14 protein-coding genes are annotated in these 14,666 nt (G+C 41.2%); 12 read left to right on the forward strand and 2 right to left on the reverse strand.

The features are described from left to right. Position 1 precedes the first annotated feature (1 nt). The 8 genes from DG474_RS04235 to DG474_RS04270 all read left to right on the forward strand — a co-directional run bounded on the left by DG474_RS04235 (position 2) and on the right by DG474_RS04270 (position 7,743). A complete protein-coding gene (locus DG474_RS04235; protein WP_000198269.1) occupies positions 2 to 196 on the forward strand; it encodes a DUF3272 family protein in 195 nt (64 codons plus the stop codon). 151 nt (positions 197 to 347) lie between these two features. Beyond that, on the forward strand, positions 348 to 1,118 hold the full coding sequence (gene sufC, locus DG474_RS04240; RefSeq protein ID WP_000114489.1) for a Fe-S cluster assembly ATPase SufC: 771 nt from the start codon (positions 348 to 350) through the stop codon (positions 1,116 to 1,118). A gap of 27 nt (positions 1,119 to 1,145) precedes the next feature. Then, complete coding sequence (gene sufD, locus DG474_RS04245) at positions 1,146 to 2,408, forward strand: Fe-S cluster assembly protein SufD (protein WP_255778882.1); 1,263 nt, start codon at positions 1,146 to 1,148, stop codon at positions 2,406 to 2,408. A 10-nt stretch (positions 2,409 to 2,418) separates the two neighbouring features. Beyond that, entirely contained in the window at positions 2,419 to 3,645 is a 1,227-nt protein-coding gene (locus tag DG474_RS04250; RefSeq protein ID WP_042902172.1) for a cysteine desulfurase, read from the forward strand. Further along, positions 3,632 to 4,072 carry a Fe-S cluster assembly sulfur transfer protein SufU gene (gene sufU / locus DG474_RS04255; RefSeq protein ID WP_001218478.1) on the forward strand — a complete coding sequence of 147 codons (441 nt, stop codon included), beginning with the start codon at positions 3,632 to 3,634 and terminating at the stop codon, positions 4,070 to 4,072. Before DG474_RS04250 ends, sufU begins: the two co-directional genes overlap by 14 nt. 57 nt (positions 4,073 to 4,129) lie before the next feature. After that, entirely contained in the window at positions 4,130 to 5,542 is a 1,413-nt protein-coding gene (sufB, locus tag DG474_RS04260) for a Fe-S cluster assembly protein SufB (RefSeq protein WP_049478151.1), read from the forward strand. 19 nt (positions 5,543 to 5,561) lie between these two features. After that, complete coding sequence (locus DG474_RS04265) at positions 5,562 to 6,131, forward strand: hypothetical protein (protein WP_000506262.1); 570 nt, start codon at positions 5,562 to 5,564, stop codon at positions 6,129 to 6,131. A 214-nt stretch (positions 6,132 to 6,345) separates the two neighbouring features. Next, positions 6,346 to 7,743, forward strand: a complete 1,398-nt coding sequence (locus DG474_RS04270; protein ID WP_215804735.1) for an APC family permease — start codon at positions 6,346 to 6,348, stop codon at positions 7,741 to 7,743. A gap of 22 nt (positions 7,744 to 7,765) precedes the next feature. Here the strand turns inward: DG474_RS04270 and DG474_RS04275 are convergent, their stop codons facing one another. Next, positions 7,766 to 8,614 (reverse strand): YitT family protein, encoded by an 849-nt coding sequence (locus DG474_RS04275; RefSeq protein ID WP_000619787.1) that lies wholly within the window; start codon positions 8,612 to 8,614, stop codon positions 7,766 to 7,768. Between the two features lie 141 nt (positions 8,615 to 8,755). On the opposite strand from DG474_RS04275, the gene DG474_RS04280 reads away from it, so the two are divergent. Further along, positions 8,756 to 9,592 (forward strand): DegV family protein, encoded by an 837-nt coding sequence (locus DG474_RS04280; protein ID WP_000195456.1) that lies wholly within the window; start codon positions 8,756 to 8,758, stop codon positions 9,590 to 9,592. A gap of 107 nt (positions 9,593 to 9,699) precedes the next feature. Beyond that, entirely contained in the window at positions 9,700 to 9,975 is a 276-nt protein-coding gene (hbs, locus tag DG474_RS04285) for a non-specific DNA-binding protein Hbs (RefSeq protein ID WP_001284636.1), read from the forward strand. 136 nt (positions 9,976 to 10,111) lie between these two features. Here hbs and DG474_RS04290 read toward each other — a convergent pair whose 3' ends face one another. Then, a complete protein-coding gene (locus DG474_RS04290) occupies positions 10,112 to 11,098 on the reverse strand; it encodes an L-lactate dehydrogenase (protein WP_000204722.1) in 987 nt (328 codons plus the stop codon). 193 nt (positions 11,099 to 11,291) lie between these two features. On the opposite strand from DG474_RS04290, the gene gyrA reads away from it, so the two are divergent. Both gyrA and DG474_RS04300 read left to right on the forward strand, forming a co-directional pair. After that, on the forward strand, positions 11,292 to 13,760 hold the full coding sequence (gene gyrA / locus DG474_RS04295; RefSeq protein WP_255778883.1) for a DNA gyrase subunit A: 2,469 nt from the start codon (positions 11,292 to 11,294) through the stop codon (positions 13,758 to 13,760). After that, positions 13,760 to 14,515, forward strand: coding sequence for a class A sortase (locus DG474_RS04300; RefSeq protein ID WP_255778884.1), 756 nt, complete (start codon positions 13,760 to 13,762; stop codon positions 14,513 to 14,515). The genes gyrA and DG474_RS04300 overlap by 1 nt, the downstream gene beginning before the upstream one ends. Positions 14,516 to 14,666: the final 151 nt, after the last annotated feature.

Below are 14,666 nucleotides of genomic sequence, written 5' to 3' on the forward strand. Positions count from 1 at the left end.
TATGACTAGACAACAATTTATCGTGATAGCACTATTTACTGCTGCTGAGACTTATTTTTTCAATGAAGCTTGGATGACGGGTCGCTATTTTATGGCAGCCTTTTGGGCCATTCTACTTTTTCGAAATTTTAGGTTAAGTTATGTAATGGGGAAAATAGTAGATGCCATTGATCAGCACCTAAACCGCAAGGATTAGTCACTAGCTTCTAAACAAAATCAAAGCCTTTTAGGCTTTTTTTTGTTATACTAGTAGAGTATATTTATGGACCTTTTCTTGTATTTTTAGAGAAATGTAAGTGATTTCTTTAAGGGTAAAGGAAGTAGGCCAGAAAAAGAAAGGAACTATCATGTCAGTATTAGAGATCAAAGATCTTCACGTTGAAATTGAAGGAAAAGAAATTTTGAAAGGGGTCAATCTGACTCTGAAAACAGGAGAAATCGCAGCTATCATGGGACCAAATGGTACTGGTAAATCGACTCTTTCTGCAGCTATCATGGGGAACCCTAACTATGAGGTTACCAAAGGTGAGGTCTTGTTTGATGGCGTAAACATCCTTGAATTGGAAGTGGATGAGCGTGCGCGTATGGGACTTTTCCTTGCTATGCAATACCCATCTGAAATCCCTGGAATTACCAACGCTGAATTTCTTCGTGCAGCTATGAATGCTGGTAAAGAAGATGATGAAAAGATTTCAGTTCGTGAGTTCATCACTAAACTAGACGAGAAAATGGAATTGCTCAACATGAAAGAAGAAATGGCAGAGCGTTACCTCAACGAAGGTTTCTCTGGTGGTGAGAAAAAACGCAATGAAATTCTTCAACTTTTGATGTTGGAACCAACTTTTGCTCTTTTGGATGAGATTGACTCAGGTCTTGATATTGATGCCCTTAAAGTCGTATCGAAAGGTGTCAATGCCATGCGTGGTGAAGGCTTTGGTGCTATGATTATCACTCACTACCAACGTCTTTTGAACTATATCACGCCAGACGTGGTACACGTGATGATGGAAGGTCGTGTGGTCCTTTCTGGTGGTCCAGAATTGGCTGCCCGTTTGGAACGTGAAGGATACGCAAAACTAGCTGAAGAACTTGGCTACGACTACAAGGAAGAATTGTAATTCCCTCGTATCTTTTAGGAGAAGTAAATGACTAAAGAGAATATTAAACTTTTTTCAGAAATGCACGCTGAACCAAGCTGGTTGGCTGACCTCCGTCAAAAAGCTTTTGATAAGATTGAGAGTTTGGAATTACCAGTTATTGAGCGTGTCAAATTTCACCGTTGGAATCTGGGAGATGGAACCATCACAGAAAGTGAGCCTTCAGCAAATGTTCCTGACTTCACGGCTCTAGATAATCACTTGAAGTTGGTGCAAGTAGGAACGCAAACTGTTTTTGAACAAACTCCAGTTGCGTTAGCTGAACAAGGTGTTGTCTTTACAGACTTCCACTCAGCTTTAGAAGAAATTCCCGAACTTATCGAGGAATTCTTCATGTCATCTGTTAAGTATGACGATGACAAGTTGGCAGCCTACCATACAGCTTACTTTAACAGTGGTGCTGTTCTCTACATTCCTGATAATGTTGAGATTACAGAGCCAATCGAAGGAATTTTCTACCAAGACAGCGATAGCGATGTGCCATTTAACAAGCATATCCTTATCATTGCTGGTAAAAACTCTAAAATAAGCTATCTTGAACGTCTAGAGTCACGAGGAGGTTGTAGTGCAAAAGCAACTGCCAATATCATGGTCGAAGTGATTGCTCGTTCTGGTGCGCAAGTGAAATTTGCGGCCATTGACCGTTTAGGTGAAAATGTCACTGCCTACATTAGCCGCCGTGGTAAACTAGGCAACGATGCAAGCATTGACTGGGCAATCGGTGTCATGAACGAAGGAAATGTTGTTGCTGATTTTGATAGCGATTTGATTGGAAATGGTAGCCATGCTGACCTTAAAGTCGTAGCTCTTTCAAGTGGTCGTCAGGTTCAAGGGATTGACACTCGTGTGACTAACTATGGTTGCAACTCAATCGGAAATATCCTTCAACATGGGGTTATCCTTGAAAAAGCAACTTTGACCTTCAATGGGATCGGTCACATCATCAAGGGTGCCAAGGGAGCAGATGCGCAACAAGAAAGCCGTGTTCTCATGCTTTCAGACCAAGCGCGTTCAGATGCCAACCCAATTCTTTTGATTGATGAAAATGACGTTACTGCAGGTCACGCGGCTTCTATCGGTCAGGTGGATCCAGAAGACATGTACTACCTCATGAGTCGTGGTTTGGATAAGGCGACTGCGGAACGTTTGGTTGTTCGCGGTTTCCTTGGCTCCGTAATTGTTGAGATTCCAGTCAAAGAAGTTCGTGACGAAATGATTGCAACTATTGAAGAAAAATTGTCAAAACGCTAAGGGGAAGCCTATGTTAGATGTAGAAGCGATTCGTAAGGATTTTCCAATTTTAGACCAGATTGTCAACGATGAACCTCTGGTCTATCTGGACAATGCTGCGACGACACAAAAACCACTAGCAGTTCTGGAAACAATCAACCGCTACTATGAGCAGGACAATGCCAATGTTCACCGTGGTGTTCATACCTTGGCTGAGCGAGCAACAGCTTCTTATGAAGCTGCTCGTGAAACCATTCGTAAGTTTATCAATGCAGGCTCTACAAAGGAAGTTCTCTTTACCAGAGGAACGACAACCAGCCTTAACTGGGTGGCACGCTTCGCTGAGGAAATTCTGACTGAGGGAGACCAAGTCTTGATTTCAGTAATGGAACACCATTCTAATATCATTCCATGGCAGGAAGCTTGTCGCAAGACTGGGGCAGAGCTTGTCTATGTTTATCTCAAGGACGGGGCTCTGGATATGGAGGATTTGCGCGCTAAATTGACTGATAAAGTCAAGTTTGTCTCTCTAGCTCAAGCCTCAAATGTTCTTGGTGTGGTCAATCCGATCAAGGAAATCACGCAATTGGCCCACCAAGTTAGAGCTATCATGGTAGTGGATGGTGCTCAATCTACACCTCATATGAAGATTGATGTCCAGGACTTGGATGTGGACTTCTTTGCCTTTTCGGGTCACAAGATGGCTGGTCCGACTGGTATTGGTGTTCTTTACGGTAAAGAAAAGTATCTGGAACAAATGTCACCAGTTGAGTTTGGTGGCGAGATGATTGATTTCGTCTATGAGCAATCTGCTAGTTGGAAGGAATTGCCTTGGAAATTTGAGGCTGGAACGCCGAATATGGCAGGTGCTATCGGACTTGCTGCAGCAGTGGATTATCTGGATAAGATTGGTATGGATGCCATTGAAGCTTATGAACAGGAATTGATTGCATACGTCTATCCAAAATTGCAGGCCATTGAAGGGTTGACCATTTATGGTTCGCAAGACCTGGCTCAACGTTCAGGTGTCATTGCCTTTAACCTAGGGGATCTTCATCCCCACGATCTTGCGACGGCTCTGGATTATGAAGGAGTGGCTGTTCGTGCTGGTCACCATTGCGCCCAACCTTTGCTTCAGCATTTGGAAGTCCCAGCAACAGCTCGTGCAAGTTTTTATATCTACAATACCAAGGCAGATTGTGACAAGCTAGTCGATGCCCTACAAAAGACAAAGGAGTTTTTCAATGGCACTTTCTAAACTAGATAGCCTTTATATGGCAGTGGTGGCAGACCATTCGAAAAATCCACATCACCAAGGGAAGCTGGAAGATGCTGAACAAATCAGTCTCAATAATCCAACCTGTGGCGATGTCATCAACCTCTCTGTCAAGTTTGATGCAGAGGACCGTTTGGAAGATATTGCTTTTCTAAATTCAGGATGCACGATTTCAACTGCTTCTGCTAGTATGATGACAGATGCAGTTTTAGGCAAGACCAAACAAGAAATTCTAGAACTTGCGACCATTTTTTCTGAAATGGTTCAAGGTCAAAAGGATGAGCGTCAAGACCAACTTGGAGACGCGGCATTCTTATCAGGTGTTGCCAAATTCCCACAACGGATTAAGTGTGCAACTCTAGCTTGGAATGCACTTAAGAAAACAATTGAAGATCAAGAAAAACAGTAAGACAAGTTTCTTTTGTCTTATGAATCAGTAGAAATGAAGAATGAAAGAAAGGATATTATGGCTGAAGAAAGAGTAGAACCAAAACCAATTGACCTTGGTGAATATAAATTTGGTTTCCATGACGATGTAGAGCCTGTCCTATCGACAGGAAAAGGATTGAACGAAGAAGTCATTCGCGAATTATCAGCTGCTAAGGGAGAACCTGAGTGGATGTTAGAATTCCGTTTGAAGTCTTATGAAACCTTCAAAAAAATGCCTATGCAAACCTGGGGAGCAGACTTGTCAGAGATTGACTTTGATGACTTGATCTACTACCAAAAACCATCTGACAAACCAGCCCGTTCTTGGGATGATGTACCTGAAAAGATTAAAGAAACCTTTGAACGTATCGGAATTCCAGAAGCTGAGCGTGCTTATCTAGCAGGGGCCTCTGCCCAGTACGAGTCAGAAGTGGTATACCATAACATGAAGGAAGAGTTTGAGAAGTTAGGAATTATCTTTACAGATACGGATTCTGCCCTCAAGGAATACCCAGACTTGTTTAAACAATACTTTGCTAAGTTGGTACCGCCGACTGATAACAAGTTGGCAGCCCTCAACTCTGCAGTATGGTCGGGTGGAACCTTTATCTACGTGCCAAAAGGTGTCAAGGTAGATATTCCACTTCAAACTTACTTCCGTATCAACAACGAAAATACAGGTCAGTTCGAACGTACCTTGATTATCGTTGATGAAGGAGCAAGCGTCCACTACGTAGAAGGATGTACAGCACCGACATATTCTAGCAACAGCTTGCACGCTGCCATTGTAGAAATTTTCGCTTTGGACGGAGCTTATATGCGTTATACAACCATCCAAAACTGGTCTGATAATGTCTATAACTTGGTAACAAAACGTGCCAAAGCTTTGAAAGATGCGACTGTTGAGTGGATCGATGGAAACTTGGGTGCTAAAACAACCATGAAATACCCATCTGTTTACCTAGATGGAGAAGGGGCCCGTGGTACCATGCTTTCTATCGCCTTTGCCAATGCTGGGCAACACCAAGACACGGGGGCTAAGATGATCCACAACGCTCCACATACAAGCTCGTCTATCGTTTCTAAATCCATCGCTAAAGGCGGAGGAAAGGTTGACTACCGCGGACAAGTAACCTTTAACAAGAACTCTAAGAAATCTGTTTCTCACATCGAGTGTGATACCATTATCATGGATGACTTATCAGCGTCAGATACCATTCCATTCAATGAAATTCACAACTCGCAAGTTGCTTTGGAGCACGAAGCTAAGGTTTCTAAGATTTCAGAGGAACAACTCTACTACCTCATGAGCCGTGGTTTGTCAGAATCTGAGGCAACCGAGATGATTGTCATGGGATTTGTCGAACCCTTCACAAAAGAACTTCCAATGGAATACGCAGTTGAGCTGAATCGCTTGATTAGCTATGAAATGGAAGGATCTGTCGGATAAATCCAAAAAGGAGAAGCAAATGGGATTTTTAAAAAAATTATTCGGTAATGTTGAAAAAGCGAATAAAGGTGAAATTCCTGTCGAGGAAATTGTTCCACCTTTTACAATTGATTTAGCAGAAGAAGCAGATGATTATTGGCGACAAATGGAACAAAACCTCTTGATAAACGCTGTAAAAGCTGCTGGTGGTCCTGAGGCCGTGGAACGTGCTTTTGTTCTTACTAATTTCAAGGAAAATCAAGAAACCTTTGAGCTCTTTTATCAGGTAAATGGTCAACTTCTTTCATGGAGAGAGATGGATGCGACTGTTGTTGATAAAATCAGCAATCAACTCCTTCCGCAAGCGGCAGAAGTAGCGCGTGCAGTAAATGAAAATTATGAAGAGGCAAATGTACCAGTAATCCAGTACGCTATGCTTCAGTTTGAAACTGCAACCATGGCTTGGTTTGGTCGGAAGCTGACAACAGCTTCTCCAGAAGCCCAATTGACTTTTGAAGAATTGGTATCAGGTTGGCGCGCTATTTTGGAACAAGAAGTTCCCAATCGTCCTTTAGATAGTGACCGTCCGTTCCCTTACTTTGAAGTTTAAAAAATCCCAAATCCCTAAAAAACTTTCAATGGAGTATACTGTTGAGCCTACTCGCTTGATCAGTAACAAATTGAAAGAATCAGTGGGTAAAAATGCAAATTCTGAACAGGAATCCTTTCTGTTCAGAATTTTTTTCAAAAAAGGACCTAATAAATATTCACAAAACTGCTTTTATATGGTAAAATAAAACAATTACATTTAGTGGAGATGAAGTATGAATATTTTTAGAACCAAGGATGTTAGTCTGAGACAGACAGAGATGCACCGCCATTTGAAGTTGTGGGATTTGATTCTTCTAGGGATTGGTGCCATGGTGGGGACAGGGATTTTCACCATTACAGGAACAGCAGCGGCTACCCTAGCTGGTCCCTCATTAGTGATTTCCATTGTGATTTCTGCTCTGTGTGTTTCTCTATCAGCCCTCTTTTTCGCAGAATTTGCCTCTCGTGTGCCTGCTACTGGTGGTGCTTATAGTTACCTCTATGCGATTTTAGGAGAATTGCCAGCCTGGATTGCTGGCTGGCTGACCATCATGGAATTCATGACGGCTGTTTCAGGTGTGGCGTCTGGCTGGGCAGCTTACTTTAAGGGATTGCTCAGTAATTATGGTATCTCCATGCCCCAAGCCTTGAATGGAACCTTTAACCCTGAACAAGGAACCTATATAGATCTTCTGCCTATTTTAGTACTTACCTTGGTAACGGGATTGGTTTTATTAAATTCTAAGGCAGCTTTGAGATTTAATTCGCTTTTAGTGGTCTTGAAATTCTCAGCTCTCGCCTTATTTATTCTAGTTGGTATTTGGTACATCAAGCCAGAAAATTGGACGAATTTTGCTCCATTTGGTTTTGGTCAACTATATGGTGGAAGTACTGGGATTATGGCGGGTGCATCTTTGATGTTCTTTGGTTTTCTAGGATTTGAGTCTATTTCCATGGCAGTTGATGAAATTCAAAGCCCGCAAAAAAATATTCCTCGCGGAATTGTGCTTTCTCTGACAATCGTCACCATTCTCTATGCCTTGGTAACCTTAGTATTGACAGGGATTGTTCACTACAGTAAGCTCAATGTGGACGATGCAGTAGCATTTTCATTACGGAGTATTGGTATCGGCTGGGCTGCAAATTATGTTTCGCTTGTAGCCATTCTAACCCTGATAACCGTATGTATCTCCATGACTTATGCTTTGTCTCGGATGATTTATAGCTTAGCACGTGATGGACTTTTACCTCAAAGTTTCAAACAATTAAGCAAGACTAGTCGCGTTCCTAAAAATGCGACCCTCTTAACAGGAGTTGCTTCAGCCATTGCTGCAGGAGTCTTTCCTCTAGCCAGTATTGCAGCCTTCTTAAATATCTGTACGCTAGCTTATCTCATTTTGCTAGCCTACGGAATAATAAAACTCAGAAAGGATAAGGGTATGCCAAAAGAGGGAGAGTTTAAAACTCCTTTGGTACCACTTTTGCCAATCCTTTCCATCCTCATCTGTGTTTCCTTTATGCTTCAATATAGTCTAGATACCTGGATCGCCTTTGGCATTGCTCTTCTAGTTGGTCTAGTCATTTACTTTACTTACGGGTTCCGCCATTCAACCCTCGCAGAAGAAGAATAAAAGCTGGGAATTCCCAGCTTTTTTAATCTTTCACATAAGTAAATCCTTCACCCAGAATTTCATGAGCCTCAGTGATGGTGATAAAGGCTTGAGGATCAATTTTGTGAATCATATCTTTCATTTTAACGATTTCGTTTCGACCGACGATACAGTAGATAATTTTTAAATCCTTTTTGCTGTAGTAGCCTTGACCAGATATAAAGGTAACGCCACGTCCGAGTTCATCGTTAATCTCTTTGGCCAATTGATCAGGATATTGGGTAATAATCATAAATCCTTTACCAGCATAACCTCCTTCGCCGATCAAGTCGATAACGCGAGCGATGATAAAGTCAAATAAGAGGGTATAGGTAACTAGACGAAGGTCCTGGAAGATAATCAAAATCAACATTAGGATAAAAAAGTCAATCCCAAAAAGCAATTTACCAATCGAAATATTGGTGTATTTGTTGAGGATACGGGCAACGATATCAGAGCCACCAGTGGTTCCACCAGCATTAAAGATAATTCCTAAACCAACCCCCAGTAAGACTCCTGAGACTAAAGCGACAATGATGAGATCCCCTTGCAAGTCGATGTGCAAAGGAATGCGCTCAAAAATTGCTAGCCAAACGGAAAGTGAAATAGATCCTAGAAGGCTGGAGTAGAGGGTCTTAGGTCCAAATATCTTCCAAGCCAGGATAAATAAAGGGATATTAATCAAGAGGTTCATCAATGAGACAGGAATCTTAAAGAGATAGTAGGTAATCAAGGTAATACCTGTCGCCCCACCCTCAAATAAATGATAAGGAACAACAAAGTAAGTAAGACCGAAGGCATAGATAGCAGCTCCCAAAATAATCGTGATAATCGGTTGAAGTTTTCGAATCATAGCTGTTCCTCACTTTTCTATAGATAGATTATACCAAAAATTCAGTTCTTTTCATCGGATCACTTATGATTTTTTATCATTTTTTTGATATAATAAAGGAGAAAATCCCAATCCTATCGAGAAGAATAGAAAGATTGAATTATGACACAAGTAAAAATTGTAACGGACTCTTCTGTTACTATCGAACCAGAAGTAGTTAAAGAATTAAATATCACCGTTGTTCCTCTATCAGTTATGATTGATAGTGTGCTTTATTCGGATGCAGATTTGAAAGAGGGAGAATTCCTTCATCTTATGCAACAAAGTAAGAATCTGCCTAAAACAAGCCAGCCCCCTGTGGGAGTGTTTGCTGAGGTCTTTGAAGAACTAGGTAAAGATGGCAGTCAAATTATCGCCATTCACATGTCCCATGCCTTGTCTGGAACTGTGGAAGCTGCTCGCCAAGGGGCAAGTCTCTCAACTGCTGATGTAACAGTTATTGATAGTTCCTTTACAGATCAAGCGATGAAGTTCCAAGTTGTTGAAGCCGCAAAACTTGCTAAAGAGGGTAAAGACTTAGAAACGATCTTAGCTCATGTAGAGGACGTCAAAAATCATACAGAACTTTATATCGGTGTTTCGACGCTAGAAAACTTAGTTAAGGGTGGTCGTATTGGACGTGTGACAGGATTACTAAGCTCACTCTTGAATATTCGTGTAGTAATGCAGATGAAAAACCACGAACTCCAACCAATCGCCAAAGGACGTGGAGCGAAAACTTTCAAAAAGTGGCTTGAGGAATTAACCAATACTCTTTCCCAAAAATCAGTTGCAGAAATTGGAATTTCCTATGCTGGAACGAACGAATGGGCGAATGAGATGAAGGCATTATTGCAACCTTATGTTGAGAAGCCAATCTCTGTATTGGAAACTGGCTCTATTATTCAAACTCATACTGGAGAGAATGCTTGGGCGATTCTAATTCGCTACAATTCCTAAAAAAATAGAGAAAAAATGGTCAAAATAGTGTTTTTGACTTGACCTATAGCCGATTTTAGGATATGATTATATTTGTTAATTAGAAATTATTTGGAGGATTTATTAACATGGCAAACAAACAAGATTTGATCGCTAAAGTAGCAGAAGCTACAGAATTGACTAAGAAAGATTCAGCAGCAGCAGTTGACGCTGTATTCGCAGCAGTAACTGAATACCTTGCAGCTGGTGAAAAAGTTCAATTGATCGGTTTTGGTAACTTTGAAGTTCGTGAGCGTGCTGCACGTAAAGGTCGCAACCCACAAACTGGTAAAGAAATCAAGATCGCAGCTTCTAAAGTTCCAGCATTCAAAGCTGGTAAAGCTCTTAAAGATGCTGTTAAATAATGAATTTTCAAAAAGCCTGTCATATCAAGCATTCGAGCTTGTCTGACAGGCTTTTTTTTATTGTTTATTTGAAAAGTTGATGTTATGATTCTTTGCAAAAAGAAAAAGGTTCCCATGTTTGAGAACCTTCTTTTCATTAGTTTTTAGAAGCTGCTTGGAATTCAGGGTTTTTCCATGCTTCATCAATGATTGCTTGCAATTCTTTAGCAGATGCTTGCATTTTTTGAGTTTCAGCATCGTTCAATGGGATGTTTACTGGACGAACGATACCGTGTGCACCAACAACAGCTGGTTGACCGATAAAGACGTTTTTAACACCGTATTGACCTTCTTGGAAGACTGAAAGTGGAAGTACTGCATTTTCGTCATCAAGGATTGCTTTTGTGATACGAGCAAGTGCTACTGCGATACCGTAGTATGTAGCTCCTTTTTTGTTAATGATTGTGTAAGCAGCGTCACGAACACCTTCGAACAATTCAATCAATTCAGCTTCTTGAACGTTTTGAGTGTCTTTAAGGAATTCTTCTAGGTTTACACCAGCGATGTTAGCGTGTGACCAAACCGCAAATTCAGAATCTCCGTGTTCACCCATGATGTAGGCGTGAACTGAACGAGCATCAACATCCAATTTTTCAGCAAGTGCTTGACGGAAACGTGCTGAGTCAAGTGAAGTACCTGAACCGATAACACGTTCTTTAGGGAATCCAGAGAATTTCCAAGTTGAGTAAGTCAAAACGTCAACTGGGTTAGCTGCAACAAGGAAGATACCATCGAACCCTGATTCAACAACTTGTGTTACGATTGATTTGTTGATAGCCAAGTTTTTTCCTACAAGGTCAAGGCGAGTTTCACCTGGTTTTTGAGGAGCACCTGCAGTGATAACAACAAGGTCAGCGTCTGCACAGTCAGAGTATTGAGCAGCGTAGATTTTTTTAGGTGAAGTGAAGGCAAGGGCGTGGCTAAGGTCAAGCGCATCACCAACAGCTTTTTCGTGTAATTGTGGAATTTCGATAATTCCAAGCTCTTGTGCAATTCCTTGGTTAACAAGTGCGAAAGCATAAGATGAACCTACGGCACCGTCACCAACAAGGATCACTTTTTTGTGTTGTTTAGTTGAAGTCATTATCTAAACATCTCCTTCATTTTTTTTAGGGGAATCCCCAGACAATTTCATTCTATCACTTTTGAAAAGCTTTGTCACGAATATTCTATTCGGTTATCGATGTAAACGTTTTAGTGGTTTTCAAAGACTGAAATGAAGGACAAATTATGGTATAATATATCTAATTACTAATAGTGAAATGAGGCATTTATGAATGCAGGATAGAAATTTAGTGAATGTCAATCTGACAAAGGAGATGAAGACCAGCTTTATCGACTACGCCATGAGCGTTATCGTTGCGCGGGCCCTTCCTGATGTTCGAGATGGCTTAAAACCTGTTCACCGTCGTATTCTATACGGAATGAATGAACTAGGTGTTACACCAGATAAACCTCATAAAAAGTCAGCCCGTATTACAGGGGATGTTATGGGTAAATACCACCCACATGGTGATTCCTCTATTTACGAAGCCATGGTTCGTATGGCTCAATGGTGGAGCTACCGTTACATGCTTGTTGATGGGCATGGAAACTTTGGTTCTATGGACGGGGACGGTGCTGCCGCGCAGCGGTACACTGAGGCACGTATGAGCAAGATTGCTCTGGAAATGCTTCGTGACATCAATAAAAACACCGTTGATTTCGTAGACAACTACGATGCTAACGAACGTGAACCCTTGGTTTTGCCTGCTCGTTTTCCAAACCTTTTGGTCAATGGAGCAACGGGTATCGCTGTTGGGATGGCAACCAATATTCCACCTCACAACTTGGGTGAAACCATTGATGCAGTGAAGTTGGTTATGGATAATCCTGAAGTGACGACTAAGGACTTGATGGAAGTCTTGCCTGGTCCAGATTTTCCGACTGGCGCTCTTGTCATGGGGAAATCAGGTATTCATAAGGCTTATGAGACTGGTAAAGGTTCCATTGTCCTTCGTTCTCGTACAGAGATTGAAACCACTAAGACGGGTCGTGAGCGCATCGTTGTAACAGAATTCCCTTATATGGTTAATAAAACCAAGGTACATGAGCATATTGTTCGCTTGGTTCAGGAAAAACGAATTGAGGGCATTACAGCTGTACGTGATGAGTCCAACCGTGAAGGCGTTCGCTTTGTAATCGAGGTTAAACGCGACGCGTCTGCCAACGTTATCCTTAACAACCTCTTCAAGATGACCCAGATGCAAACCAACTTTGGTTTCAACATGTTGGCGATTCAAAATGGTGTGCCAAAAATCTTGTCCCTTCGTCAAATTTTGGATGCTTATATCGAGCACCAAAAAGAAGTGGTTGTTCGCCGTACTCGTTTTGACAAGGAAAAGGCGGAGGCGCGTGCGCACATCTTAGAAGGTCTTTTAATTGCACTTGACCATATCGACGAAGTGATTCGTATCATTCGTGCCAGTGAAACAGATGCGGAAGCGCAAGCTGAGTTGATGAGCAAATTCAAGCTTTCTGAACGTCAAAGTCAAGCTATCCTTGATATGCGTCTTCGTCGTTTGACAGGATTGGAACGTGATAAGATTCAGTCTGAATATGATGAATTGATTGCCTTGATTGCAGATTTGGCTGATATTCTTGCCAAACCTGAGCGCGTGGCGCAAATCATCAAAGAGGAATTGGACGAAGTCAAACGCAAGTTTGGTGACAAGCGTCGTACGGAGTTGATGATCGGAGAAGTCTTAACTCTTGAAGATGAAGATTTGATTGAAGAAACGGATGTTTTGATTACCCTATCTAACAAGGGCTATATCAAACGTCTGGATCAAGGTGAGTTTACTGCTCAAAAACGTGGTGGCCGTGGAGTTCAAGGTACTGGGGTTAAGGATGATGACTTTGTGCGTGAGTTGGTTTCAACTAGCACCCATGATCATCTGCTCTTCTTTACTAATAAAGGACGTGTCTATCGCCTTAAAGGTTATGAAATCCCAGAATATGGTCGTACAGCCAAGGGCTTACCAGTTGTCAATCTTTTGAAGTTGGACGAAGGTGAGAGTATTCAGACCATCATCAACGTTGAGTCTGAACGTAGTGATGATGCTTATCTCTTCTTTACAACTCGTCACGGTGTCGTGAAGAGAACCAGTGTCAAAGAATTTGCTAATATTCGTCAAAATGGACTTAAAGCCTTGAATCTCAAGGATGAAGACGAATTGATTAATGTCTTGCTGACAGAAGATGATACGGATATTATCATCGGTACCAAGTTTGGTTATGCTGTTCGCTTTAATCAGTCAGCTGTTCGTGGCATGAGTCGTATCGCTACAGGTGTCCGAGGAGTCAATCTTCGTGAGGGTGACACAGTAGTTGGTGCTAGCGTGATTACAAACCAAGACGAAGTTCTTATCATCACTGAAAAAGGATATGGTAAACGTACACTTGCTACTGAATATCCTACTAAAGGCCGTGGTGGTAAAGGGATGAAGACAGCTAATGTTGCTGAGAAGAATGGTCCTCTGGCAGGTCTCCTCACTGTTAAGGGAGATGAAGACCTGATGATTATCACAGATACAGGTGTCATGATCCGTACAAACGTTGCCAATATTTCACAAACGGGACGCTCAACTATGGGAGTTAAGGTGATGCGTCTAGATCAGGATGCTAAGATTGTGACCTTTACAACGGTTGCTGCGGCAGAAAAAGAAGAAGTTGGGGCTGAAATTGAAACAGAAGGTGCAGAATAATGGCTCATAAAAAAACGAAAAATAAAAAGAGTAAGAAAAATAAGCGCAGAAATCTATTTATCAATATTTTAGCGGGTTTCTTGATTCTTCTTTCCCTAGCCTTGATTTTTAATTCAAAGATTCGCGATATCTTTTTGGTCTGGAATACCAATAAATACCAAGTCAATCAAGTCACTAAGGAAAATATAGATGAAAATTTAAAATCCGAGGGAAATTTTGATTTTGACTCTGTTAAGTCTATTTCATCTGAAGCTGTATTGGCTTCTCAATGGGATGCCCAAAAGCTTCCAGTTATCGGTGGTATTGCTATTCCTGAAGTAGAAATCAACCTGCCTATTTTTAAAGGTTTGGATAATGTAAACTTGTTCTATGGAGCAGGGACCATGAAACCAGACCAAAAAATGGGAGAAGGGAACTATTCTCTAGCCAGTCACCATATCTTTACTGCTGAAAATGCCAGTCAAATGCTCTTCTCACCTTTGGTCAATGCTAAAGCAGGTATGAAAATTTACCTGACGGATAAGGATAAAGTTTATACTTATGAGATTACAGAAGTTAAACATGTTACACCAGATCGAGTGGATGAAATCGAAGACCGTGATGGCGTAAAGGAGATTACTTTGGTTACCTGTGTTGATTATAATGCGACTGAGCGTATAATTGTCAAAGGAATCTTTAAAGAATCAAAAGCTTATTCTGAGACTTCTGAGGATATTTTGAAGGCTTTTAATCAACCGTATAGACAACGTTATTAAGAATGAATGAACCAGTGAAGTGCTATTTCACTGGTTTTTTATGTCAACAAATAGATTCAAAATAGTTCTTATGAAAAAGGATAAGAAGGCTAGGATAAATATTTTAGAATTTTACAGAAAACGCTTTCTAGAAAACAAGAATTATGTTATA

Origin of the sequence: Streptococcus oralis, from assembly GCF_024399415.1 — a bacterium.
In the GTDB taxonomy this organism is placed as follows: Bacteria; Bacillota; Bacilli; order Lactobacillales; family Streptococcaceae; genus Streptococcus; species Streptococcus oralis_CS.

Bases quoted from the DNA above. Each gene is read 5' to 3' on its own strand.
- DG474_RS04235 (WP_000198269.1), top strand. From the start codon at position 2: ATGACTAGACAACAATTTATCGTGATAGCACTATTTACTGCTGCTGAG.
- sufC (WP_000114489.1), top strand. From the start codon at position 348: ATGTCAGTATTAGAGATCAAAGATCTTCACGTTGAAATTGAAGGAAAA.
- sufD (WP_255778882.1), top strand. From the start codon at position 1,146: ATGACTAAAGAGAATATTAAACTTTTTTCAGAAATGCACGCTGAACCA.
- DG474_RS04250 (WP_042902172.1), top strand. From the start codon at position 2,419: ATGTTAGATGTAGAAGCGATTCGTAAGGATTTTCCAATTTTAGACCAG.
- sufU (WP_001218478.1), top strand. From the start codon at position 3,632: ATGGCACTTTCTAAACTAGATAGCCTTTATATGGCAGTGGTGGCAGAC.
- sufB (WP_049478151.1), top strand. From the start codon at position 4,130: ATGGCTGAAGAAAGAGTAGAACCAAAACCAATTGACCTTGGTGAATAT.
- DG474_RS04265 (WP_000506262.1), top strand. From the start codon at position 5,562: ATGGGATTTTTAAAAAAATTATTCGGTAATGTTGAAAAAGCGAATAAA.
- DG474_RS04270 (WP_215804735.1), top strand. From the start codon at position 6,346: ATGAATATTTTTAGAACCAAGGATGTTAGTCTGAGACAGACAGAGATG.
- DG474_RS04275 (WP_000619787.1), bottom strand. From the start codon at position 8,614: ATGATTCGAAAACTTCAACCGATTATCACGATTATTTTGGGAGCTGCT.
- DG474_RS04280 (WP_000195456.1), top strand. From the start codon at position 8,756: ATGACACAAGTAAAAATTGTAACGGACTCTTCTGTTACTATCGAACCA.
- hbs (WP_001284636.1), top strand. From the start codon at position 9,700: ATGGCAAACAAACAAGATTTGATCGCTAAAGTAGCAGAAGCTACAGAA.
- DG474_RS04290 (WP_000204722.1), bottom strand. From the start codon at position 11,098: ATGACTTCAACTAAACAACACAAAAAAGTGATCCTTGTTGGTGACGGT.
- gyrA (WP_255778883.1), top strand. From the start codon at position 11,292: ATGCAGGATAGAAATTTAGTGAATGTCAATCTGACAAAGGAGATGAAG.
- DG474_RS04300 (WP_255778884.1), top strand. From the start codon at position 13,760: ATGGCTCATAAAAAAACGAAAAATAAAAAGAGTAAGAAAAATAAGCGC.